This window comes from Veillonella sp., assembly GCF_032470285.1.
In the GTDB taxonomy this organism is placed as follows: domain Bacteria; phylum Bacillota; class Negativicutes; order Veillonellales; family Veillonellaceae; genus Veillonella.
The window spans coordinates 36,371-57,897 of sequence record NZ_JAWEKP010000001.1 but is presented as its reverse complement, the minus strand read 5'-3'; the positions used below and the strand labels follow the sequence as shown (position 1 = coordinate 57,897).

Below are 21,527 nucleotides of genomic sequence, written 5' to 3'. Positions count from 1 at the left end.
TTACCTCTAACTAATACATCTTTGTTTCAAAGATGATGAATCTTCATTTTCACCAAAAAACGTAGCCGAAAATGCCAATGTATCGCCAATGTAACCTTCTACATGAGCATCTTCAGGATATTCCACCAAAGTTACCTTGTCATCTGCAATAACTGGTGCATGAAAATAAATCGCCATTTGCAGAGCAGATTTACTAATATTCCAAAAATCCCACATCGTTTCTAAAATCATGCAGCCAGGAACAACATAAGGATTCTCACGATGGATGGGGTTCGTATCATTAATATCATTTACAAATCGTATGACCTCTTCCTTAGAGAAAGATATAGCACCATCTGTTCCCTGTTGGTTTATAGTAGAACGAATGTTAAATTGTTTTGGCACTGGTCGTAAATCGACCATTAAGAAGCCAGTCGTATCCATAATACCAATTGTGGTGGTTTTAGCTACTTTCGATACAATTTCACATACGGTTCTATCACTACCTGAGGAATCATAATGCATATGTTTAATAACGCTATGTCCTGGCAGGTTCAAATCATTATTACATAATGCTTTAAATAATGTTCTCATATAATCACAGTCCTTTTATTTATTCAATATCTTGATTATAATCAACATTATTTCATTCGTCAACAAAATGCATTGTTCATATGTTAACAAATAAATATCAAATGAGTTTGAAACTATAAATAAAAAGAGCCTATGACATATATCATAGGCCCCTCACATGGAAGTCTCATAGATTATCTATTTTAGATCTAATTCCTTTAGGTAAGCTTTAAAGCTTTCACCCAATTCTTCGTTGCGCAATGCATACTCAACAGTGGCTTTTAAATAGCCCAATTTATCCCCTGTATCGTAGCGAATACCTTCATATGCTAATGCATACGTATCCGTTTTAGAGGCTGCCAATGCATCAGTTAATTGGACTTCATTACCTACACCAGGCTTAGTAGCTTCTAAGATATTGAAAATATCTGGTGTTAAAATATAACGACCTAATACAGCGAGTCGAGATGGAGCATCCTCTTTCTTAGGTTTTTCCACCAAGTTATCAACGCGATATAAATTATCAGCCAATGCTTCACCAGATACAATACCATAAGAACTAACTTTATCTTCCGGTACAAATTGAGCGCCTAAAATAATACCAGGATGCTCATTATAGCAATCAATCAACTGTTTTAAGCATGGATTTTCTGGATTGTAAACAATATCATCACCAAGTAATACTGCAAATGGCTCATCACCAATAAATGCTTTTGCACACAATACAGCATCACCAAGTCCACGAGGTGCTTTTTGACGAATAAAGTGAACTTTAATGTCCGCCAAATCCTTAATCATAGCCAATGGTTTATTTTTACCTTGACTTTGTAATAACAATTCTAATTCAACACTACTATCAAAATGGTCCTCAATAGCACGTTTATTACGACCTGTAATAATTAGAATTTCTTCAATCCCAGAATCTAAAGCTTCTTTTACAATGTATTGGATAGCAGGTGTATCGACAATAGGAAGCATTTCTTTTGGTTGTGCCTTGGTAGCTGGTAAGAAACGTGTACCAAAACCAGCTGCTGGAATTACAGCTTTTCTAATGCGTTGCATAGTATTCTCCTAACTAAAAGTCTTTACCTACAAATTTAATTTTCCATTGATCATTTTTATTTTTATGTCCATCTTTATATGTTAAGTACATATCGAAGGAGTGTAAATCACGATGCCATGTATAATAGACCGAATCAATATCCCCACTCATCATGTTATTCTTAACACTTACAGAAATATCATCAAGGCGAGTCAATTTATAGGTACCACCATAAATAAGCTCTTTTGGAAGCTCTGTCGTATCAAAACGATAAGGTGAATTATTGTAGGTAATATTTCGTTGATTATAGCTAACCCATACATTAGCACGATTACCAACTTTAGATTGGAATCTAGCCCCCCAATAAGGCATGCTACGGATACTACCATCATAGCCATAGTAGTCACGTTGGTAACCACCTAAGAAGCGCAAATCAGCATTTTTGCCAAGCTTAATAGGATCATGAGAAACTTCTGCATAATATTCTTTATGAGAACCTTTTACAGAACCCTCTTTCCAATAACCAGCATTAATACCACCACGTACAGTAATTGGAGAATTCCCTACATGATATGTATGAGTATCCAAACGAGCTTCACCTATTTTTTCTACCCATACTGTTTCATCATTATATTCATTAGACTCCTTGCTATACCCAACAGAAGCAGTCCCCCAAGGTAAATAATGACGATATCCCACCTGAGGTTTAAAACCAGATTTAGAATACCAACGATAGTCAATATAAGCTTCACCGTTTTTACCGATAGGATATTCTGTACTACCATGTAAGCCAATACCATCATCGTTACTATACGTAGGTTTTGGTATTAAGGAAAAAATACTAAATTTGCCTTCTTTGTCATGACGCAATGAAGTCGTATAAGATGGCAAGGATAATACTTTAAAGTTTTTAATATAAAAGGATGGTTTTTTAATAACGACTTTATCACCAGGATATACCTGAATATCTTGACCCTCCACACGATAATCTGGAGTATGAACAAAAGCCATTGCATGTTTTGTAGTTACCATGCCCTTTTCCATATGGCCTATTTGTCCATCAAAAGTAGCGTTATTGCCTTTTACATAATAGGGATCGCTCCATCCCATGGCTTGGTCCGCCTCAAAGTGACGATCGCTAGTGCGATACGTCATATTTTGACCTGTAATATCTTTTGTTTTACCGCCATCTTCCAAATAGCGATAGCCCCCAACAGTACGATACTCTGTAGTTTTAGTATTACCTTCAATACGTGGAGCCATCAAAGTTTGATTACCTTGAGACACCACAACATCGCCTTGAGCATATACATCACCTGTAGAGCCAGTATAAGACATTTTGTTAGCATCGATACGTGTAGGCAACTGTTCAGCAGGAGTAGCAGATTTCGCTTTTTCACCACGACGTACAACACGGATATTACTATATTCAGGTGTAGATGCTTTAGAAATTTCTCCTGCATAGGATTGACCTACGCTATCCAATGTATCTTGATATACAATAGTTGACTCAGTAGCGGCCCATACAGGTTGTGCTAAACAAACAACACATGCCGCTGCCAGCCATTGTACTTTACGTTTCCTCATGGTTACTAGAACTCCTATTACTTTAAGAATTTGTTAATTATTGATTACGCTTTACAACAACGATAGGTTGAGAAACATTTTCTACAGGTTCTTCTGGCTCCTCAACTGCTGTAGCATCTTCAGCTACAGCTGCATTTTCATCAGTATCATTATTTTCTACATATTCTTCAGATTCACCTGTTGTATTAGGTACAGTTACAGCATCAGCTAATTCATCATCACTATGAGCTAAACCATCACCACCAATAACAAGACCTTGAATTGTTACGGAATCTTGAGGTTGTACATATACAGTAGCACCAGCTGGGTACTCAATATTTTTACCTTTGATGAAAGCGCCCCCTACAAGCCCAACAGGACCGAGTAGAACTGCGCCCGCCACAGATGCACCTGCTGCTTTAACTTCACTACGAGTTTTATCCTTAGCCTCTTTACCTTGTACAGCAGTAAATTCTGTACCATCAATAGCTGGGATTGTATCAAATGTAATATCTAACGCACCATTACGACCAAAGGAACGAGCCTTTTTCAAAGAAGTAATTGTTCCGGAACCTACAGTGCCCGCAGGTACTAATAAGACATTGCCATCCATTACATTTTCTGCAACAGTAAAGGATACAGTATCACCTTCACGACTAGTTTTAGAAGAAACCGCTTCATTTAAAGTCACTTTGAACACTTGGTTACCAGACAATGTGCCTACTTGGTTAGTAAGAGACACATTGCTACCATATACCTTTGTCTTCAAAGAAATAATACGTTTTTGTAAGGAACCGCTACCAATGCGACCATTAACACTACGTTCCATCTTTTCTACACGGTCTACAAGAGATCCTGCGTTAATGCTATTTTGATATGTATATTCCAATGCATCCATTTCTTCGCGCAAAGAAATATTAGTACCACTGCCTTCTACGGAATTGTAGAGGGAGTCAACACGTTTGCTCAATGTTGCGGAATTACCATTGAAACCAGTACCATACACGGTTTCATCAAGTTGATTAATGCGGTCCACAACAGCACCATCTTGTACAGTTCCATATACAGTAGTTTCTAAAACATTTGTTTTTTCAGTTACTGTACCAGGAGCGGCAAATGCAGTGCCTGAAATTAGGGATGCCATTAAAAGTGTAAGTACTTGTTTCTTCATAAATTCCTCCACAATGTATCTAATGTATAACTGTTATACAACAGAATAAGCACGGGCCTAAGACCGTGCTTATTCCCTGAGTCTATCAATTTATATGCTCAGTGGCCATTAAATTTTCAAATCAATAATAGCAGATACACCTACGCCTTGAACACGAGATGCACCAACTGGGTTTGTGCTATCAACAGGAACTAAGCCTTTGACACGAACCATACCATTAAAGCTACCTTCTACTTGAGCAACAGCTTTAACTTCTTCAATGCTAGAAGCAGGCCCAGTAACTTGAGCAGCACCGATATAACCTTTTGTACCAATACTGATAATAGGAACTACTTTAGTTGTATATTCAGTACTCAAGTTATTTTGTTTCAATAATTTATTTAGGAAAGAGTCAATTTGTGGACCAAATTTGTTAACAACAATGCCGATACCACCAATTTTAGCTGCACCACCAAGAATGCTACTAAGTCCACCAGCTTGAGTTGTCAAGATACCACCAAATGCAGTTGTAGTTAAACAAATCCCTAGAACAGCTGTAATAATCTTCTTTTTCATAATAAGCCTCCTATAGATACTTATATTTTAACAAATTCTATACATAGATTCTAGTGAAAGTATAAGAACTTACACATAAAGATACTAACATAATATAGATTTTCGATGAATTCTTAATGAATTTTACGCAACTTAATTTAATGCTATCATCAACGATAAATCGTGTCAATATCTAATACGAGCTACATCTAGAAAGCTCAAAAATTGAAATAAAAAGATTAACAAAATGATATAGTTTAATTACTTTTATTAATTATAAATTTAACAAATTCGTGGAACCTGATCTTCGCCTAATAAATCAATCAAACGAACACCTCCAATAGCCGTTTGTAGACCAACCTTACCAATATTTTTATCTAAAGTTTTACCAATTAAAACTGCTTCGCTTCCCTCTTCAAAACTATGAAGAATCTTGAGAACTTCGTCCGTAACAGATGGTTCAACGATAAGAACTACTTTCCCTTCATTCGCTAAATATAAAGGGTCATACCCCAATATATTACATACTGACTGCACTTCTTCATGAATAGGTATGGCCGTTTCTTCAACTTTAATGCCTACTTGACTCTGATCAGCGATCTCTTTTAAAACGGTACCTAGGCCACCACGAGTGGGATCTCTCAACAAAGCAACTTGAGTTCCTACTTTATCTAATACTGCTTGAACCATCTTATTTAGTGGTGCACAGTCAGTTGTTAAGGAGTCAGATAAATCTAACCCAAACCGTTGCCCCATAACGGCAATGGAGTGATCTCCAATAGCACCTGACAAAATGATATCTAGCCCTGCTTTCACACGATGTGGACCAATATCTATTCCATCTGGAATCATGCCAATACCAGCAGTATTAATGTAGATTTTATCTACTTCGCCCTTTTTAACGACCTTTGTATCACCTGTAACAATTTGAACATTTGCGGCTTTTGCCATTTCTGACATAGTGCGAAGAATTTCATCTAGCTCTTCAAAGGCCAAACCTTCTTCTAAAATAAGACCACAACTTAAATATTGAGGTATCGCGCCATTCATGGCTAAATCATTCACAGTTCCACAAACAGCCAACTTGCCAATATTACCACCAGGAAAGAACGCAGGTTGCACCACATAAGAATCTGTAGAGAAGGCCATGCGCCCGGCTGTAACAGGAAACTGGGCACCATCGTGTAGGGGCGCCAATAAATCATTTGTAAAATATTTCAAAATAAAACGGTCCGTCAACTCATGACTAAATCGTCCACCATTACCATGGACTAAGCGAACTCGTTCCATATTAATCCTCCCACGTCGATCCACCACTAGAATAACCATATTTATACCATGCAGCACAGCTACCCTCTACAGATACCATACAGGCACCCACCGGATGATCTGCGGTACAGCTTTTACCAAATAACGGACATTCACTCGGTTTAATAAGGCCTTGCAAAACACGTCCACATTGACAGCCTTTAGGATCAAGAGATGGTTTATCCAAGTTAATAGGAAGGACAAGCTCTACATCATAAGCTGCATACTCACCCTTTAATGCTAAACCAGAGTTAGGAATCACACCAATACCACGCCATACATCATCGCATACTTCATATACTTCCTCGATCATAGCTTGGGCTACAGGGTTTCCCTTCTGCATAACTACAGAATGATACGTATTGCCCACCACAATATTACCAGACTCACGTTGCTCTAAAATATTAGCTATGGCAGACAATATTTCTAAGCCATCAAAGCCAGCGATACAAGATGGAATACCGTATTCTTTGGGCAAAAATCGGTATGGTTCTTCACCAATAATAACACTCACATGGCCAGGTAAAATAAATCCATCGATATGACCTTCTTGTTTATCTAATAGTGCACGCAATGCTGGAGGCACTAATTTATGAGATACTAAAAAGAATACATTCTTAAGTCCTGCTGCGTGAACGGCTTTCACAGTAGCACATATAATCGCAATAGTCGTTTCAAAGCCAATAGCTAAGAATACTATTTTCTTTTCTGAATATTTTTTGCTAAGTTCTATTACCTCTAAAGGCGTATAAATAACATGGATATGAGCTCCTTTTGTTTGAGCTTCATTGAGACTACTATAGCTACCTGGAACCTTTAACATATCCCCAAAGGTAGCAATAATAACATCCTCACGTTCTGCATAGGCTAAAGCCTTATCCATATAGGTTTGATCAGTTACACATACTGGACATCCTGGTCCACTAACAAGTTCTATGCCACTTGGCAATAATTGACGAAGACCTTCTCGGAAAATCGATACTGTATGCGTACCACAAACCTCCATAAGCCGCACAGTTTCACCGGGCTTATGAAGCGCATTGATGCGCCTTAACAAAGCATCAGCTGTGTGCTGCTTTTCCTGCAAAGTAAGCTTCTTCAAGTTCTTCTAACTCCTTAAAGGCCTCTAATGTTTTTTGAGCCTCTTCTTCATCAACAATTTGTACAGCAAAACCTGCATGAACTAACAACCAGTCCCCGACCTTTGCATCTGGTACGAGGAGCAAGCTGCAGTCACGGGTAGCACCTGTCAATTCAACGGTACCAATAGCATCATTCACAGCAATCAATTGCGCTGGTACAGCTAAGCACATATTATCTCCTTATCTATATCATTTATAACAAGTTTTATATACATTTACTTCAATAAAACAGCTCCGAAATATATGAATAAAATTAATATTATTGTATCACAGTTACACTCATTATTTAGTGATAGTGTGCACAAACAACTAGAACTTAAACTAGCTATGGCACTCACATAGATTAAACAATATTCAGGACATTACTAAATAAATTTATCTAAGAATAAGAGCTATATGACAATTTATAATTGATTTCCTAACCACAGTTGTCCTAAAGCAAGTCCACCATCATTAGAGGGAACCGCTTCATTCATATATAAATTACCTATATGCCACGTCTTATATATAAATTCTAATAGTTTACGATTTTGAAATACACCACCAGACATAGCCACATCACTAATATTATATCGCTCCATCAAGTCTGCAGCCGTTTCGCATAGTGCGATTGCCATTGTTTTATGAAATGAAGCGGCTAAATGAGCTCGACATTCACCACGAACAACGCCATCCATAATAGATTGAACTGTAGGTGTAAAATCAAGAATATGTCCGTCATAATTGTAAGCAAGTAGTGATCCTTTTTCATCACCACATAGAGTTTCTAAGGAAATGGCAATTTGTGCATCATAACTATGGACCATACCAAGACCTAATAAAGCACCTACAGTATCAAATAATCGCCCACAGCTTGTAGCTTGAATCATGGGCATCGTAGATTGTAATGCTTTATCTAAAATTTCCCATCCCTTTGGAAGTTCTTTCATCCACTCTTTATATACAAAAGGGATATCATCGCCATAATAATTACGAATATACCATAAGGCTTGTCGCCAGGGTTCAGAAACAGCCTTTTCTCCACCAGGCAATGGAGCCGCATGAATATGTGCCAATCTCTGATATTGATTGCCTTTACAAAGGAGAAATTCCCCCCCCCATATAGTCCCATCTGGTCCATAGCCAGTACCATCCATAGCAATTCCTAGTACCAGCCCCCTTAAATTGTGTTCTGCCATAACAGACGCTATATGAGCATGATGATGCTGAACAGGTATAACAGAAAGATGGAAACTTTCACCTATTCTTTCACCTAACCGAGAAGAGAAAAACTGGGGATGACTATCTATAATAATCTTTTCTGGTTGTATAGAAAATAAATTTTTATATCGCTCAATGGTCCATTCTAAGGTTTTATGAGTAGATGCATTCTCTAAATCTCCAATATGGGGTCCTACAAGAGCTTCACTACCTTTATTCACAGCAAACGCATTTTTCAAATCACTGCCCATAGCTAATATCGAAGTTTGTTCTAAACAGTCACAATGAATTGGCTCAGGTACATAGCCACGACTGCGACGAATAAATCGAGGTTTATTATTGATGACCACCACCACAGAATCATCAAGAGGAGCATAGATTTCACGATTATGAACGAGGAAATAGTCTGCTACCTCACCTAGTTCATTAAACGCTTGGTCGTCATTATATAATACGGAATCACCACTTCTGTTACCACTGGTCATAACCCAGGCTGCATCAGAGGGCAATAACACCTCATGCATTGGTGAATAAGGCAACATCACACCCAACATATGATTGTCAGGTGCAACGTGAGGACTTAACCGAACAGAACTATTATGATTCCTTTCTAATAACACAATAGGACGTTCCATCCCCGTTAATACATCTAGTTCTACATCGTTAATATGTACTAACTCAATCGCCATATCTAGAGATCCCACCATTATTGCTAATGGTTTATGCGGTCTATTCTTCCGCTTACGTAATCGTTGTACAGCAGCGTCATTTCTAGCATCGCAAACAAGATGATACCCTCCTACACCTTTTATGGCGATAATATTACCTTCATTGATCAATTCCCGCGTAGTATTCCATACATTTACCGTATCTACAGCCGTGCGATTTGGCTTGTATAAAGTATACCAAGGCCCACAATAAGTGCATGCATTTGGTTCAGCTCTATAACGACGCCCCTCTATATCTTCATATTCAGCCTTACAATCTTCACACATGGGGAACTCATTCATCGTCGTCCGTTCTCGATCATAGGGCAAAGATTTGATTATCGTATACCTTGGTCCGCAATTTGTACAATTGATGAAAGGATATTCCTTTCTACGTTTATCTTGTTGTAACTCTTTAAGGCAATCATTACAAGGCGCAGTATCAGCACTAATAAAGGTACTCACGGATTCACCTAAAGGGGATGCCTGCACAACAAAATCACTTTCATGCATATTAAGTGTAAGATGCTGTACAGTTTGACTAGTAATACGACATAAACGAGGTTGCTCCTCTTGAACAGCATCTAAAAATAACTGCAATTCACCTAGAAAACCTTGAACTTCAACATACACGCCTTGACTATCATTATATACAAAACCTGTTAATCCTAGAGAATGGGCCAACATAGAAACAAGGGGTCGGAATCCGACCCCTTGAACTATACCGGTATAGCGAATTCCCCAGCGTTCTGTAGTTTGATTACTATTTTGTTTCATATAAACTCCTACTATACTCGGAGAATCAAGTGTAATTAACCTAATGCAACAGGAATACTGCCATCAATACCAGCTTGTTCTAATTCAGCTTGAATCATGATAGCACATTCAATACGTTTCTTCTGTAAACGACAACCAAATTCATAAGGTGTCTCTAGATCGCCACCCAATGTAATGTTGTTAGCATGACAGCCACCGGAACAGAAGAATTTCGCCCAACATTCAGCACAAATTGGCTTAGAGAATACATGTGTATTACGGAAATCTTTAGGAATCTCTGTATTTTGTAAACCATCATACACATTACCAAGCACGTATCCATCTTTGCCTACAAATTGATGGCATGGATAAATATCACCATTTGGTACAATCGCCATATATTCATGACCTGCCCCACAACCTCGAAGGCGTTTCGCCATACATGGCCCACGATATAAATCCATGCGGAAGTGGAAGAAGTTAAACTTCTCACCCCAGCCTTCTAACTGGCGTTGTAAATAAATATCTGCTAGTTTTTCATATTCTTTCTCTAAAGCTGGCCAATCTTCTTCACGAAGTACATAGTCCCCTTCTTCACCGACAACAGGCTCCATGGACAAATGCTCAAAGCCGAGATCAGACATTGCCATAACGTCTTTAGTAAAGTCTAAGTTTTTATGTGTATACGTACCACGTACATAGTATTCAAGACCGTGACGCTGTTTTACAGCATTGACAAGATTCTTTGCAATATATTTATAGGATTCAGCACCACTACCCGCTACAGGTCGCATCGCATTATGAACGGATTCACGACCATCCAAAGATAATACAAGACTCATCTTATGCTCATTCACATAATCAATTTTATCTTGTGTTAAAAGCATACCATTCGTGGTCAATGTAAGTTTGAAGATTTTGTTGTGCTTTTCTTGAATGGATTCAATGTATTCAACCGTTTGCTTAACAACATCCCAGTTCAACAATGGCTCACCACCGAAAAAGTCAATTTCACAATGTTGGCGAGGTCCACTCATTTTAATAAGAAAGTCCACAGCTCGTTTTGCTACATCAAAGCTCATCAATTCTCGTTTAACACCGCCGTAATCACCTTGACTAGCAAAGCAATATTTGCATGCTAAGTTACAATCATGAGCAATATTTAAGCATAATGCCTTAACAATAGGTTTCTCACCTACTACAAGTTTAAACTCTTTACTCATCGGTGCAAATAATTGCTCCGCTTTGATGAGCTCATCTAACTCGTCCATAATCTCATCTAGTTCTACTGCATCTTCTTTAGCATCTAACGCAGCATGTACAGCATCGCGATTAGTGCCATCATATATGTCAAGAACTCTATCGATGAGTTCGTCGATAACATGGATAATACCGCTATTTACGTCTAAGCAGTAATAGTTATCCTTCATCCGAAACTTATGGATCATTGGTTTTAATTCTAACATGGTACCTCCAATTGATTTGTATGGTAAAAGCTCTAGTATATAGAACTTTCTAGATAATTGTACCACATTTCCACACTAAACGTTATAAAAAGAGTCATAAAGATATACTATACAATGTATGTCTTTAAAACATAAATAAAAAAGGCCCGCTAAGCGAGCCTCTTCATTATTTTTGTTTGCAAACTTGGTTACCAACTGTGCAGCTTGTTTTACAAGCGGATTGGCAAGATGTTTGACATTCCCCACAACCGCCAGTTTTAGCAGTTTTTTGTAAGGATTCAGTGTTGATAGTACGAATACGTTTAGCCATGATTATCCTCCTCAATACTTATCGAATGATATTTATTTTATCATATTTATAAAAAGCCTGTAAAATACTATTTCGTTATATTTTCGTCTACAACTTCAGCTTATTTGGTTTCTACCACTTCAGTTTCTCCTAATTGATGGTCTGTAACTTTTGCGTCTCGCATAGCTTCACCTTTAGTTTTCTTAGGAGCATCCTTACGCAATACTTTTCGTAAAGCCATTGCCACTGGTGTTACAATTACAGCAGCAAAAACTGCTTCTGGAATACCATGTGTAACAGACAAGAATACAATAGAGCCTAATACTTGATCTGGACTAAGATTCATTTTAAGAGCAAACATATCTGCATAGAGTAAGAAGATTAATCCCATAACCATGATCGTATGAAATACAGTCCCCATAAAAGCAGAAACAATAATACGCGGACCTTGCGGTGCTTTCCACAATAATAGATATACCAAATATGCTAATACTGGGAAAAGTATACGCGGTAATACGGAAATGATTGGATTAATAAATAGTGGGGATAAAATATTAGGAGCTGTAATATTTTGCCACAAACTATAGCAACCAAAGATAAAGCCAACAAAGGCCCCCACTTTTGGTCCTTCTACAATAGCACCAATTAGAGTTGGTACATGTAAAGTTGTTACATTTAGCGGTCCTAATGGAATAATACCATAACCAGAAAGCCCTAATGCAATAGTGATACCTGCTAGTAGACCAATAATTGTCAATTCTCGAATCGTAATGCCACTTTTCTTCTCTTTTTTGGCCTCTTTACGTTCAACTTGCTTCAGTTTTTCATTGTCGTGGATTGATACAGTTGAGTTATCATCCACTGGACGTTCAATGTTGTTCATAGATCCTCCTTCGTTCTCATTCCTTACGGATATAAGTCGAAACTAGAAATTAAATACGTTCACGGCGTCGTGAAATTATACCACGTTCTACCAATGCGCCTATAATCACCGCTATACCTGTCATACCAGCTTCTAATAAAGTGGGAGTAACAAACACGAGCGGATTACCTTGATACGTTGGGAAAACGGTGGGAACTAAAGATACAATAAATTCTGGAATATAACCACCGTATAAAATATGGGCATTCATAGCAAGCCATAAAGCAGCGGTTAAAACAATGCGAAATAATCGTATACCTCTATATGCTATATCTCTTGGATATAAATAAAATACAAATACCAACAAAGAAACTAGTAATAATACAAGTTCAGCAAATAATATATTCACATTCATTGATGATGCATACATGAAGTATACCATCGGATCCTGTAAATCAATATACAAAAGCGAACCAATGTATAAAAATGGGATTGGTATAGTATACCCGATTATATCAAGGGCTTCATCTACCATGCCCCATCGATGTTTTCGATCAAAAAACTTAGTTGCTAACAGACCACAAAGTTCAATGAGCACTTGAACGATAAAATACACCACGAATAGAAGCAATGCTGTTACAATTCCATTCTCTGTTGTAAAGCTAAATGGCGTATGAAGAAATGAAAATACTGTCCACCAAGCCCAACTATATGCATGATAGCCCATACTCAATGGTAGGTCGTCGTTAAATTTAGCATTCTTAAGTCTACGCACCATGAGTGGTATTACAAGAGACAATACAGGGAATACTAATATAGGTAACGCTAATGCTCCACTCAAGGAAAGAACTGTTGTTACAGCACTTACAAATAAAGCGCAAACAACGGTAAATAACCAGAAACTCTTATTCATTACGGCCTCCCACTAAGCGAGTAAGACCATACGCTAGAATCAAGCTAATAGTGACACCGATATACATAGCTACTAAGAAAGCTACATCTCGGCCTGCTGTAGGCCAGCCCCATAACATCGATAAATCTACACCGAGAAAAATACCTTTATAGCTAATGCCGTGGATTATAATCCAACTTACAACATAAGCAATACGGCTAATCGATTTACCATCTCCAAAGGTACTACTTTTAAATGATAAATATGCCCAAGGCATAATTAGGGATAAAAGCAAATACCATACAAGTGCTACCATCGCACTCGATCCATTATGAATCATATACGCAATAATAGGAATGACTACAATAAATAGATTCAAGTAGATGGATCTTTTACAAATATCCATTAATGTGTTCATAAAGATCTCCTATGATATGTAATCTCTTTGTATTTTACAATAATCATAGATAAATGTCATCAAAAAAGAAAAACCTCCATATAGGTAAATGAATACCTTATATGGAGGTTTCTAATTAAGCTACTACAGAGTCAGCTGTTACATCAATTGTAGGAACAGCGTCCTTTGGTTCTTCTTTTTTCAACAATGGAGTCATGCTTTCTAAGCCGATACCCAATGTGAATAGATTATGCAACCATGCTGTTTGGCTTGGCGGCATAATACCGAGTACGCCACCACCTACAAGAGCACCGTTGAAACCAACGATACCATTGTAATTAGCTTTGATACGTTTCATCAATGCCATAGAAATGCGGCGTAAATCTACAAGAGCTTGTAGATGATCGGAAGAAATAGTAACATTTGCAATTTTTTGAGCGATTGGTGCGCCTTCATTCATAGCGATACCAACATGTGCTTCAGAAATTGCTGGGGAATCGTTAATACCATCCCCTACCATCATAACAGTATAGCCTTCAGCTTTTGCTTGTTTTACATAAGCTGCTTTATCTTCTGGCAATACTTCAGCATGCAATTCATCGATGCCGAGTTCGTCAGCTACACGTTGTGCATTACGTTTGGAGTCGCCAGTCATCATGACAACCTTTTTAATACCCAATGTGTGTAAATCAGCTATAACTTGTTTTGCTTCCTCACGAACAGGGTCTTTAATACAAATAACCGCTGCTAGTGTACCTCCAATAGCGAGGTAAATATGTGAAGATGAATTTGGTAAATTGTTGAATTTTTCTTGTTCATCTGCAGGAATTTTTGTCTTTTCATCATCAAAGATGTAGTGAGCACTACCAATGCGTACACGGTAGCGACCAACTTTAGATGCAATACCATGAGCTACAACGTATTCTACGTCGGAGTGCATTTCCTTGTGAGGCAAGTCATGATCCTTAGCAGCGCGTACAATTGCTTTTGCCATGGAGTGAGGGAAATGTTCCTCAATACATGCAGCTAATTTCAACATTTCATCTGCATCATGACCGTTGAACGGGATGATTTGTTCAAACTCAGGTTCTGCTTTTGTAAGAGTACCAGTTTTATCGAACACAATCATATCTGCTTGTGCAATTTGTTCTAAGAACTTACCACCTTTAACAGTGATACCGCGTTTAGATGCTTCTTGCATAGCGGAAAGTACTGCTAATGGAATGGATAATTTTAGAGCACAAGAGAAGTCAACCATAACGAAAGACAATGCTTTCATTACATTTCGAGTCAACAAATATGTTAAACCAGCACCAATAAAGCTAATTGGAACTAATTTATCTGCCATGCGGTATGCTTGTTGTTCCATACCGGATTTCATTTGTTCAGACTCTTCAATGAGGTTAACGATTTTTTCGTAACGAGATGTTTTGGATGTACTACGTACTTCTACAATAGCTTTACCGTCTTCAACAACAGTACCTGCATATACAGAACTGTCTTGATCGCGACGAACCGCTTCTGGTTCACCAGTCATGGAGCTTTCATTAACAAGAACAACACCATCGATAACGACGCCATCCAAAGGAATCACTTCGCCTTGGCGAATAATAATTTGATCACCTGCCACAACTTCGTTAACTGGCTTGCTCACTTCAATGTCATCAACTAAAACCCATACTTTATCTACGTTCAAGGACATGCTTTGAGCGAGATTTAATACAGATTTACGGTGAGTCCATTCTTCTAAGATATCACCAATACCTAATAGGTACATAACAGCGCCAGCTGTAGGGTAATCCTTTTGAAGTAATGCAGCACCAATAGCTACACCATCAAGTACTTCGACAGTTAACTTACGTTGCCACAATGTTTTAATAGCCTTACCAATAAATTTAATACCATCAAACCAAGCCCATGCAGCTGCAATAGGCGCAGGAAGCACTGCTTTTTTACCTAAGTAAAGTGCAGTACGGTTGATCATCATTTCACGGTATTTTTTATTTACCAAGCGAGGAGAATATTCGTTTAAAGCAGGAGCTTCAGACAAATCTAAATCGCGTAGACCTAGCACTGCATCACGCACAGCATCAACATCGCCAGTATGTTTAATGGCGATTTGACTGCTACGAGTGTAGAAGGTTACATCTACAATTGCATCATTAAGGAGTAATGTATCCTCTACATAAGCTGCTTCAGCCTCTGTAAAGTGATGACCAGTTACCTTAACATGCAAGCGATTTCTGAGTTTTTTTACTACAGAAAATTGTAACATATGTGCAATCCTCTAATTATTTGTTTTCTTCAAAGATTTCTTCGTTGCGTGCTTCGTTGATTTCTTGAGCTTCTGCCAATACATCAGATGCGGATGCTTGTACTTTTTCAGCTGTTTCTAATACAGTTTCTTTAGCGCGAAGACCAGCTGCTACGATACCAGCATATACTTTTTTAGCATCTTTAGAAGTTAATACTTTAAGACCTACAGTACCCAATGCAAGACCTGCTGCGAATAAGTTAGCGTTTTTAAGATTTTTTTGATCGATGTTGAACATGATAATATTCCTTTCTACTAAATATGATAAAAAATTTAATTACTATATTTGAAAAGAGGAGCCATTATAGAGACCCCTCATTCAAATTCAGAATTCGTATTAGCTTACTTAGCAGTACGTTTAATGCCTAGTGCTTTATTGGAACCATCACAGCTGCAGTTACCACCGCAACCAGAAGATTTTTTAGAGCCAGACTTGGAGCTACCGCCACCACAGCCGCAGCCACCTTTACCAGACATTTGTTTGTAAAATTTATTACCGATATAAGCTAATGCTAATACAACTATGAGTCCTATAACAAGATTATCCATTATTATGCCTCTTTCTCAATATCTACTAAATTATAATATGTGTATTAGTGATAAACAAGATAAAAGCAATATCTAAAGGATATTTCCCTTTTCTCATTATCATTTAACCACGAATATTGATAATTATCAAGTATTATTTTTAAATTACTTATAACAAAATCGCAATTTTTAAATTCATTTTTGTTTAAAGAATCTAAAAGTGGCTAAACTCTCCTATTTAGCGATTTTAGATTAGAAACCTAATGCGCGACCTATGTTATAGAAGATGAAACATGCAATCCATGCAAATGTATTTTCATAGCAGAACATGAATGCAACCCATTTCCAAGAACCTGTTTCACGTTTGATAACAGCTAATGTTGCCAAACAAGGTGGGTAAATTAATACGAACAACATCATTGTTAATGCAATCAATGGTGAGAAGTTTGGATCATTTTGTAAGTAATCAGTCAATGGAGCTGGATTTTTATCATCACCACCTACTGCATATACTGTACCCAATGTAGAAATTACTACCTCTTTAGCCGCTAAACCAGCTACGAGAGATAAGCCCATTTTCCAGTCGAAGCCCAATGGTTCAAGTACTGGGTTGATTGCTTTACCAAAGGATGCTGCATAGGATTGTTCAATTTTTTCAGCAGCTTGTTCTTTATCAAGTTTGTCATTTTCAGCATCTAAGTTAGCACTGTTTTTATACATTGCCCATGCTGCTGGGAACAAGTCTTTATTTTCATCTTTAATATCATTGAATAATTCAGGTGCTTCAGAATCATCCTCTACTGCTACTTCAGGTTCATCTTCTCCTGCTTGCTTAGCAGCATCAGTAGCATCTTGTACAGTAGATTTCATATCTTCAACAATTTTATCAACTGCATCTTTTTGGTCATCTGTAGCAATACCGAATTGAGATAATGTAGCTGCATCTTTTACTTCATACTCTTGAGCAACTTGTTCTTTCACTGCATCATAATCTTTGGAGTATTCTACATCCATTGGATATGCAGTGATGAACCAAATCAAGATGGAAGCAGCCATAATGAAAGTACCGGCTTTAATGATGTACAATTTAGCACGTTCATACATGTGCATCCATGTAGCTTTCAATGTAGGCAAATGATATGGAGGTAATTCCATTACAAATGGTTCTGCTTCACCAGCAAATAAGAACTTACGGAAAATTTTTGCAAAGATAATACCGAAGATGATACCCAAGAAGTATACAGAGAATACAACTAAAGTACTATCCCAACCATTTGGGAAGAACGCATTTGCAAATAAGATATACACTGGCAAACGTGCAGAACAACTCATGAATGGTGTAATCAAAATCGTAACCATTCGATCCTTGTAGTTGTCGAGGATACGGGCACCCATTACGGATGGTACGGAACAACCGAAACCCAATAATAAAGGAATAAAGGATTTACCATGTAAGCCACATGCGCGCATTACACGGTCAATAACGAAGGCTGCACGAGCCATATAACCTGTATCTTCCAAGAAAGAAATGCCAAGGAAGAGTAATAAAATTAATGGTAAGAATGAAAGTACCGCACCTACGCCGGCAATAATACCATCAGATACGAGTGACTGTAATTGGCCCTCTGGAATAGTCTGAACCGCATAAGCTTGTAATGCAGCGAAACCATCCTCGATCCAACCTTGAGGAATACCACCAACGAAGTTAACGAACGCAAACAATAAGTACATAACAACCATGAAGATTGGTAAGCCCCAAATTCGATGCGTTAAGATTTTGTCATAACGGTCAGAGCGTGTTTCCAATTGAGTTGGCGCTTGTGTTAAACATGTATTATATACTTCTACTGCAAAGCGGTGACGATATTCTTGGAAGACAATATCAAGATCAACTTGATCCTTAATTTCTTCACGAATAGCTTCAGCCTTTTGAATAACAGCTTCCGTATTATCAAAGCGCATAACTTTGCCAATAACGTCAGCATCTTTTTCTAACAACTTAACAGCAATCCAACGAAGTGGATATGTAACAGTGCCCGCTTGTTTTAGCAATTCTACAAGCTCACTAATTTTACCTTCTAACAAATCACCATAGTTAATTGTTACACCAGGAGCTTTTTGAGAAGCAGCTACACTAATTGTTGCTTCTAACAAGTCTTTTGTACCAATGTTTGTACGACCTACTGTGCTAACAATTGTAGCCCCTGTCATTTCTGCCATTTTTTTTAGGTCGTATTTGATGCCCATTTCTTCAGCAACGTCAGCCATGTTTAGAGCAATAACCATTGGCTTTTCAAGTTCCAATAATTGTGCAGCTAAATATAAGTTACGTTCCAAGTTAGATGCATCAAGAACATTAACAATAACATCTGGGTTATCATTTACGATAACATTACGCGCTACTAACTCATCCAAGGAACGTGCAGTTAAGCTATATGTACCTGGTAAGTCAATAAACAATAACTCATGGCCATCAAAGTTCGTATGGCCTTCCTTTTTTTCTACTGTAACGCCGGCATAGTTACCAACGTGTTGCTTCGCCCCTGTGATATTGTTAAACATTGTAGTTTTACCACAGTTAGGGTTACCTGCTAAGGCAATGCGAATTTGCCCATTCTCTGCCATGTGAACCTCCTATTGAACCTCTACATCAATCATGCCAGCTTCGCTTGTACGAAGTGCTAATTCAAAGTTTTTTACTTTGATTTCCACCGGATCCCCCAAAGGGGCAAACTTCATAACATGGATTTTTGTACCATTTACAAGACCCATGTCAATTAGACGATGCTTAACATTGCCACTGCCATGTAGTGCAACAATAAGACCAGACTCACCTGGTTTCATGTCTTTTAACTTTTTGATAGCCATACGACACCTCCTAATTATTGTACCTAACAACCTCATATTAAACACACCAAATAATAATGCGTATTAATATCTTAAATTATTATATCAAATCAAGCATTAATTTCAACAATTATTATCATTTTTATGGTTATTTTTTATCTCATATCTATATTTTATTATCATATTTAATATGAGATTATCTATATAATTATCTAATAAAATACTGAATACTAGCTGAAATTTAATATTTCATAGCTATATATTTAGATACTGTAATCAATAAACTCTATTAAGATTATCATTTACAAATACTCTCACATTCTCAATTAATAGTTTATAAACAGTTTAAATGTAGCTATTTTAATATTTTCATTTCTCATTTTACTTAGTTATATCAGTATTTTTCCATATATTATCAAAAAAATATACCCAAAATACTATAATATTTATTGAGCCTAGAGTATGTTAAGACTATACATCTTCCAAGTTCAATTCATTTGCCCCTAATATGTGCATACGTTATAATTAATATAATATGTATTATAGAAAGGACGATTCATGAAATCTTTTAAATCTTTAGGTGTTTGTGATGAACTTATCCAAGCCCTACAAAAACAAGGTATAAAGGAGCCTACGCCAATTCAAGAACAATCCATTCCTGTCGTCTTTAAAGGGAATGATGTCATAGCCAAAGCTCAAACCGGCACGGGGAAAACACTAGCATTCTTACTGCCAATTCTACAACGTGTACATACTGATGTTCATCAAGAACAAGTGCTTATCATTGCGCCTACACGAGAACTAATTAAACAAATTTCCGATGAAGCGAAGGAAATAGGTTCTATTTTAAATGTAGATATCCTCCCTCTTATCGGCGGCAAAACAATCGAGGCACAGTTACAACAGTTAGGCCGCCGACCTCAAGTCATCTTAGGTACACCTGGTCGTCTATTGGATCATGCAAAGCGCGGTTCTCTCCATCTAGACTGTATTCGTCGTGTTGTACTAGATGAAGCAGACCAAATGCTTCACATGGGCTTCTTACCAGATATCGAAAATCTCATCGGCCAAACAGATGCCAATAGACAACTATTACTATTCTCCGCTACAATTCCAGATAAAATCCGAAATCTCGCAAAGGCATATATGTCTAAACCCGTTTCAGTAACGGCAGAAGGAAAACACATCACTCTCGAATCAATTGATCAACGAGTGTATATGATGAATCCTGAAGAAAAAACACAACGGCTCATCAAAATGATTGAAGATGATAATCCGTTTTTAGCTATAGTTTTCTGTAATAAACGGGAAGGTGCCATTCGTTTATCCTACGAATTAACTGCAGCGGGGCTCAATATAGCAGAAATGCACGGTGACTTGACACAAGGTCGTCGCACACAAATTCTGCGAGACTTTGCAAAAGCTAAAACACAAATCTTAGTGGCTACCGATATTGCGGCTCGCGGTATCGACATCGAAGGTATCACACATGTATATAATTACGACGTACCTCGCGATGTAGATTACTACATCCACCGCATTGGCCGTACAGGTCGTGCTGGTAACTCTGGCGTGGCTGTAACCTTTGCGACACCACAAGACGAATCATGGTTACGACGCATCGAACGAGCTATCCAAGCTACACTTACAAAATATACTAAGGATGGTCAGATCAAAACTAAGGGCAATGCTAGCACTGCTCCAAAACGCACAAAATTAGCTAGTAAACCTAAGATTACAAGCACTTACCAATCCACTAAGGCTAAAGCTCACAAAGCACGAGGCCATAAAGGCTCCAATACACGCCAACGCCGTGCTTCTACCTCCCAAACTGGTCGTCGTGGCAAACGCAGATAAAATTCAGCTTAATATCCTAAACTAAATGAAGCAATTTTTCTTCTACAAGAACAGTTTCAAAAAAAGACGCGCACAGCTAAGCTGTACGCGTCTTTTT

The 21,527-nt window shown here is 37.7% G+C and carries 20 protein-coding genes; 1 reads left to right on the top strand and 19 read right to left on the bottom strand.

Going from position 1 to position 21,527, the window contains the following annotated elements; all coding sequences use genetic code 11:
• Positions 1 to 6: 6 nt before the first annotated feature.
• The 19 genes from E7B10_RS00255 to E7B10_RS00165 all read right to left on the bottom strand — a co-directional run bounded on the left by E7B10_RS00255 (position 7) and on the right by E7B10_RS00165 (position 19,594).
• The gene (locus E7B10_RS00255) at positions 7 to 573 is read right to left on the bottom strand and encodes a hypothetical protein (protein WP_008600605.1); all 567 of its coding nucleotides are present in this window, start codon (positions 571 to 573) and stop codon (positions 7 to 9) included.
• A 177-nt stretch (positions 574 to 750) separates the two neighbouring features.
• The gene (galU, locus tag E7B10_RS00250; RefSeq protein WP_004693334.1) at positions 751 to 1,614 is read right to left on the bottom strand and encodes a UTP--glucose-1-phosphate uridylyltransferase GalU; all 864 of its coding nucleotides are present in this window, start codon (positions 1,612 to 1,614) and stop codon (positions 751 to 753) included.
• A gap of 13 nt (positions 1,615 to 1,627) precedes the next feature.
• Positions 1,628 to 3,181 carry an organic solvent tolerance protein OstA gene (locus E7B10_RS00245; RefSeq protein ID WP_008600604.1) on the bottom strand — a complete coding sequence of 518 codons (1,554 nt, stop codon included), beginning with the start codon at positions 3,179 to 3,181 and terminating at the stop codon, positions 1,628 to 1,630.
• 37 nt (positions 3,182 to 3,218) lie between these two features.
• Entirely contained in the window at positions 3,219 to 4,331 is a 1,113-nt protein-coding gene (locus E7B10_RS00240; protein ID WP_004693331.1) for a hypothetical protein, read from the bottom strand.
• Positions 4,332 to 4,439: 108 nt separating this feature from the next.
• A complete protein-coding gene (locus E7B10_RS00235; RefSeq protein WP_004693328.1) occupies positions 4,440 to 4,886 on the bottom strand; it encodes a hypothetical protein in 447 nt (148 codons plus the stop codon).
• 261 nt (positions 4,887 to 5,147) lie between these two features.
• Positions 5,148 to 6,155: a hydrogenase expression/formation protein HypE gene (gene hypE / locus E7B10_RS00230; protein ID WP_077708299.1), complete on the bottom strand. Its 1,008-nt coding sequence runs from the start codon at positions 6,153 to 6,155 to the stop codon at positions 5,148 to 5,150.
• A gap of 1 nt (position 6,156) precedes the next feature.
• Positions 6,157 to 7,275, bottom strand: coding sequence for a hydrogenase formation protein HypD (gene hypD / locus E7B10_RS00225; protein ID WP_077708297.1), 1,119 nt, complete (start codon positions 7,273 to 7,275; stop codon positions 6,157 to 6,159).
• On the bottom strand, positions 7,235 to 7,486 hold the full coding sequence (locus E7B10_RS00220) for a HypC/HybG/HupF family hydrogenase formation chaperone (RefSeq protein ID WP_004693324.1): 252 nt from the start codon (positions 7,484 to 7,486) through the stop codon (positions 7,235 to 7,237). Before E7B10_RS00220 ends, hypD begins: the two co-directional genes overlap by 41 nt.
• A gap of 233 nt (positions 7,487 to 7,719) precedes the next feature.
• Complete coding sequence (gene hypF, locus E7B10_RS00215; RefSeq protein ID WP_004697256.1) at positions 7,720 to 9,999, bottom strand: carbamoyltransferase HypF; 2,280 nt, start codon at positions 9,997 to 9,999, stop codon at positions 7,720 to 7,722.
• A gap of 35 nt (positions 10,000 to 10,034) precedes the next feature.
• Entirely contained in the window at positions 10,035 to 11,444 is a 1,410-nt protein-coding gene (gene scfB, locus E7B10_RS00210; protein WP_004697254.1) for a thioether cross-link-forming SCIFF peptide maturase, read from the bottom strand.
• 166 nt (positions 11,445 to 11,610) lie between these two features.
• Complete coding sequence (gene scfA, locus E7B10_RS00205; protein ID WP_004693318.1) at positions 11,611 to 11,754, bottom strand: six-cysteine ranthipeptide SCIFF; 144 nt, start codon at positions 11,752 to 11,754, stop codon at positions 11,611 to 11,613.
• 100 nt (positions 11,755 to 11,854) lie between these two features.
• Positions 11,855 to 12,616, bottom strand: a complete 762-nt coding sequence (locus E7B10_RS00200; protein ID WP_004697341.1) for an ECF transporter S component — start codon at positions 12,614 to 12,616, stop codon at positions 11,855 to 11,857.
• 49 nt (positions 12,617 to 12,665) lie between these two features.
• On the bottom strand, positions 12,666 to 13,508 hold the full coding sequence (locus tag E7B10_RS00195) for a hypothetical protein (RefSeq protein ID WP_004697021.1): 843 nt from the start codon (positions 13,506 to 13,508) through the stop codon (positions 12,666 to 12,668).
• Complete coding sequence (locus E7B10_RS00190; RefSeq protein WP_004697236.1) at positions 13,501 to 13,905, bottom strand: hypothetical protein; 405 nt, start codon at positions 13,903 to 13,905, stop codon at positions 13,501 to 13,503. Before E7B10_RS00190 ends, E7B10_RS00195 begins: the two co-directional genes overlap by 8 nt.
• Positions 13,906 to 14,020: 115 nt before the next feature.
• The gene (locus E7B10_RS00185; protein ID WP_004697375.1) at positions 14,021 to 16,159 is read right to left on the bottom strand and encodes a heavy metal translocating P-type ATPase; all 2,139 of its coding nucleotides are present in this window, start codon (positions 16,157 to 16,159) and stop codon (positions 14,021 to 14,023) included.
• Positions 16,160 to 16,175: 16 nt separating this feature from the next.
• Positions 16,176 to 16,436 (bottom strand): DUF6110 family protein, encoded by a 261-nt coding sequence (locus E7B10_RS00180; protein ID WP_004697111.1) that lies wholly within the window; start codon positions 16,434 to 16,436, stop codon positions 16,176 to 16,178.
• A 104-nt stretch (positions 16,437 to 16,540) separates the two neighbouring features.
• Complete coding sequence (locus E7B10_RS00175; protein ID WP_004697259.1) at positions 16,541 to 16,747, bottom strand: FeoB-associated Cys-rich membrane protein; 207 nt, start codon at positions 16,745 to 16,747, stop codon at positions 16,541 to 16,543.
• A gap of 231 nt (positions 16,748 to 16,978) precedes the next feature.
• Positions 16,979 to 19,351, bottom strand: coding sequence for a ferrous iron transport protein B (feoB, locus tag E7B10_RS00170; protein ID WP_004696974.1), 2,373 nt, complete (start codon positions 19,349 to 19,351; stop codon positions 16,979 to 16,981).
• A gap of 9 nt (positions 19,352 to 19,360) precedes the next feature.
• Positions 19,361 to 19,594, bottom strand: a complete 234-nt coding sequence (locus E7B10_RS00165; RefSeq protein ID WP_004697076.1) for a FeoA family protein — start codon at positions 19,592 to 19,594, stop codon at positions 19,361 to 19,363.
• Positions 19,595 to 20,131: 537 nt separating this feature from the next.
• On the opposite strand from E7B10_RS00165, the gene E7B10_RS00160 reads away from it, so the two are divergent.
• Positions 20,132 to 21,430, top strand: a complete 1,299-nt coding sequence (locus E7B10_RS00160) for a DEAD/DEAH box helicase (protein ID WP_004697119.1) — start codon at positions 20,132 to 20,134, stop codon at positions 21,428 to 21,430.
• Positions 21,431 to 21,527: the final 97 nt, after the last annotated feature.

What these genes read in the sequence shown, in the direction of transcription:
- E7B10_RS00190 (WP_004697236.1), bottom strand. Translation starts at nt 13,905, where the DNA reads ATGAACACATTAATGGATATTTGTAAAAGATCCATCTACTTGAATCTA.
- scfA (WP_004693318.1), bottom strand. Translation starts at nt 11,754, where the DNA reads ATGGCTAAACGTATTCGTACTATCAACACTGAATCCTTACAAAAAACT.
- E7B10_RS00195 (WP_004697021.1), bottom strand. Translation starts at nt 13,508, where the DNA reads ATGAATAAGAGTTTCTGGTTATTTACCGTTGTTTGCGCTTTATTTGTA.
- E7B10_RS00165 (WP_004697076.1), bottom strand. Translation starts at nt 19,594, where the DNA reads ATGGCTATCAAAAAGTTAAAAGACATGAAACCAGGTGAGTCTGGTCTT.
- E7B10_RS00175 (WP_004697259.1), bottom strand. Translation starts at nt 16,747, where the DNA reads ATGGATAATCTTGTTATAGGACTCATAGTTGTATTAGCATTAGCTTAT.
- E7B10_RS00220 (WP_004693324.1), bottom strand. Translation starts at nt 7,486, where the DNA reads ATGTGCTTAGCTGTACCAGCGCAATTGATTGCTGTGAATGATGCTATT.
- hypE (WP_077708299.1), bottom strand. Translation starts at nt 6,155, where the DNA reads ATGGAACGAGTTCGCTTAGTCCATGGTAATGGTGGACGATTTAGTCAT.
- E7B10_RS00240 (WP_004693331.1), bottom strand. Translation starts at nt 4,331, where the DNA reads ATGAAGAAACAAGTACTTACACTTTTAATGGCATCCCTAATTTCAGGC.
- E7B10_RS00235 (WP_004693328.1), bottom strand. Translation starts at nt 4,886, where the DNA reads ATGAAAAAGAAGATTATTACAGCTGTTCTAGGGATTTGTTTAACTACA.
- scfB (WP_004697254.1), bottom strand. Translation starts at nt 11,444, where the DNA reads ATGTTAGAATTAAAACCAATGATCCATAAGTTTCGGATGAAGGATAAC.
- feoB (WP_004696974.1), bottom strand. Translation starts at nt 19,351, where the DNA reads ATGGCAGAGAATGGGCAAATTCGCATTGCCTTAGCAGGTAACCCTAAC.
- E7B10_RS00180 (WP_004697111.1), bottom strand. Translation starts at nt 16,436, where the DNA reads ATGTTCAACATCGATCAAAAAAATCTTAAAAACGCTAACTTATTCGCA.
- E7B10_RS00160 (WP_004697119.1), top strand. Translation starts at nt 20,132, where the DNA reads ATGAAATCTTTTAAATCTTTAGGTGTTTGTGATGAACTTATCCAAGCC.
- galU (WP_004693334.1), bottom strand. Translation starts at nt 1,614, where the DNA reads ATGCAACGCATTAGAAAAGCTGTAATTCCAGCAGCTGGTTTTGGTACA.
- E7B10_RS00255 (WP_008600605.1), bottom strand. Translation starts at nt 573, where the DNA reads ATGAGAACATTATTTAAAGCATTATGTAATAATGATTTGAACCTGCCA.
- E7B10_RS00200 (WP_004697341.1), bottom strand. Translation starts at nt 12,616, where the DNA reads ATGAACAACATTGAACGTCCAGTGGATGATAACTCAACTGTATCAATC.
- E7B10_RS00185 (WP_004697375.1), bottom strand. Translation starts at nt 16,159, where the DNA reads ATGTTACAATTTTCTGTAGTAAAAAAACTCAGAAATCGCTTGCATGTT.
- hypF (WP_004697256.1), bottom strand. Translation starts at nt 9,999, where the DNA reads ATGAAACAAAATAGTAATCAAACTACAGAACGCTGGGGAATTCGCTAT.
- E7B10_RS00245 (WP_008600604.1), bottom strand. Translation starts at nt 3,181, where the DNA reads ATGAGGAAACGTAAAGTACAATGGCTGGCAGCGGCATGTGTTGTTTGT.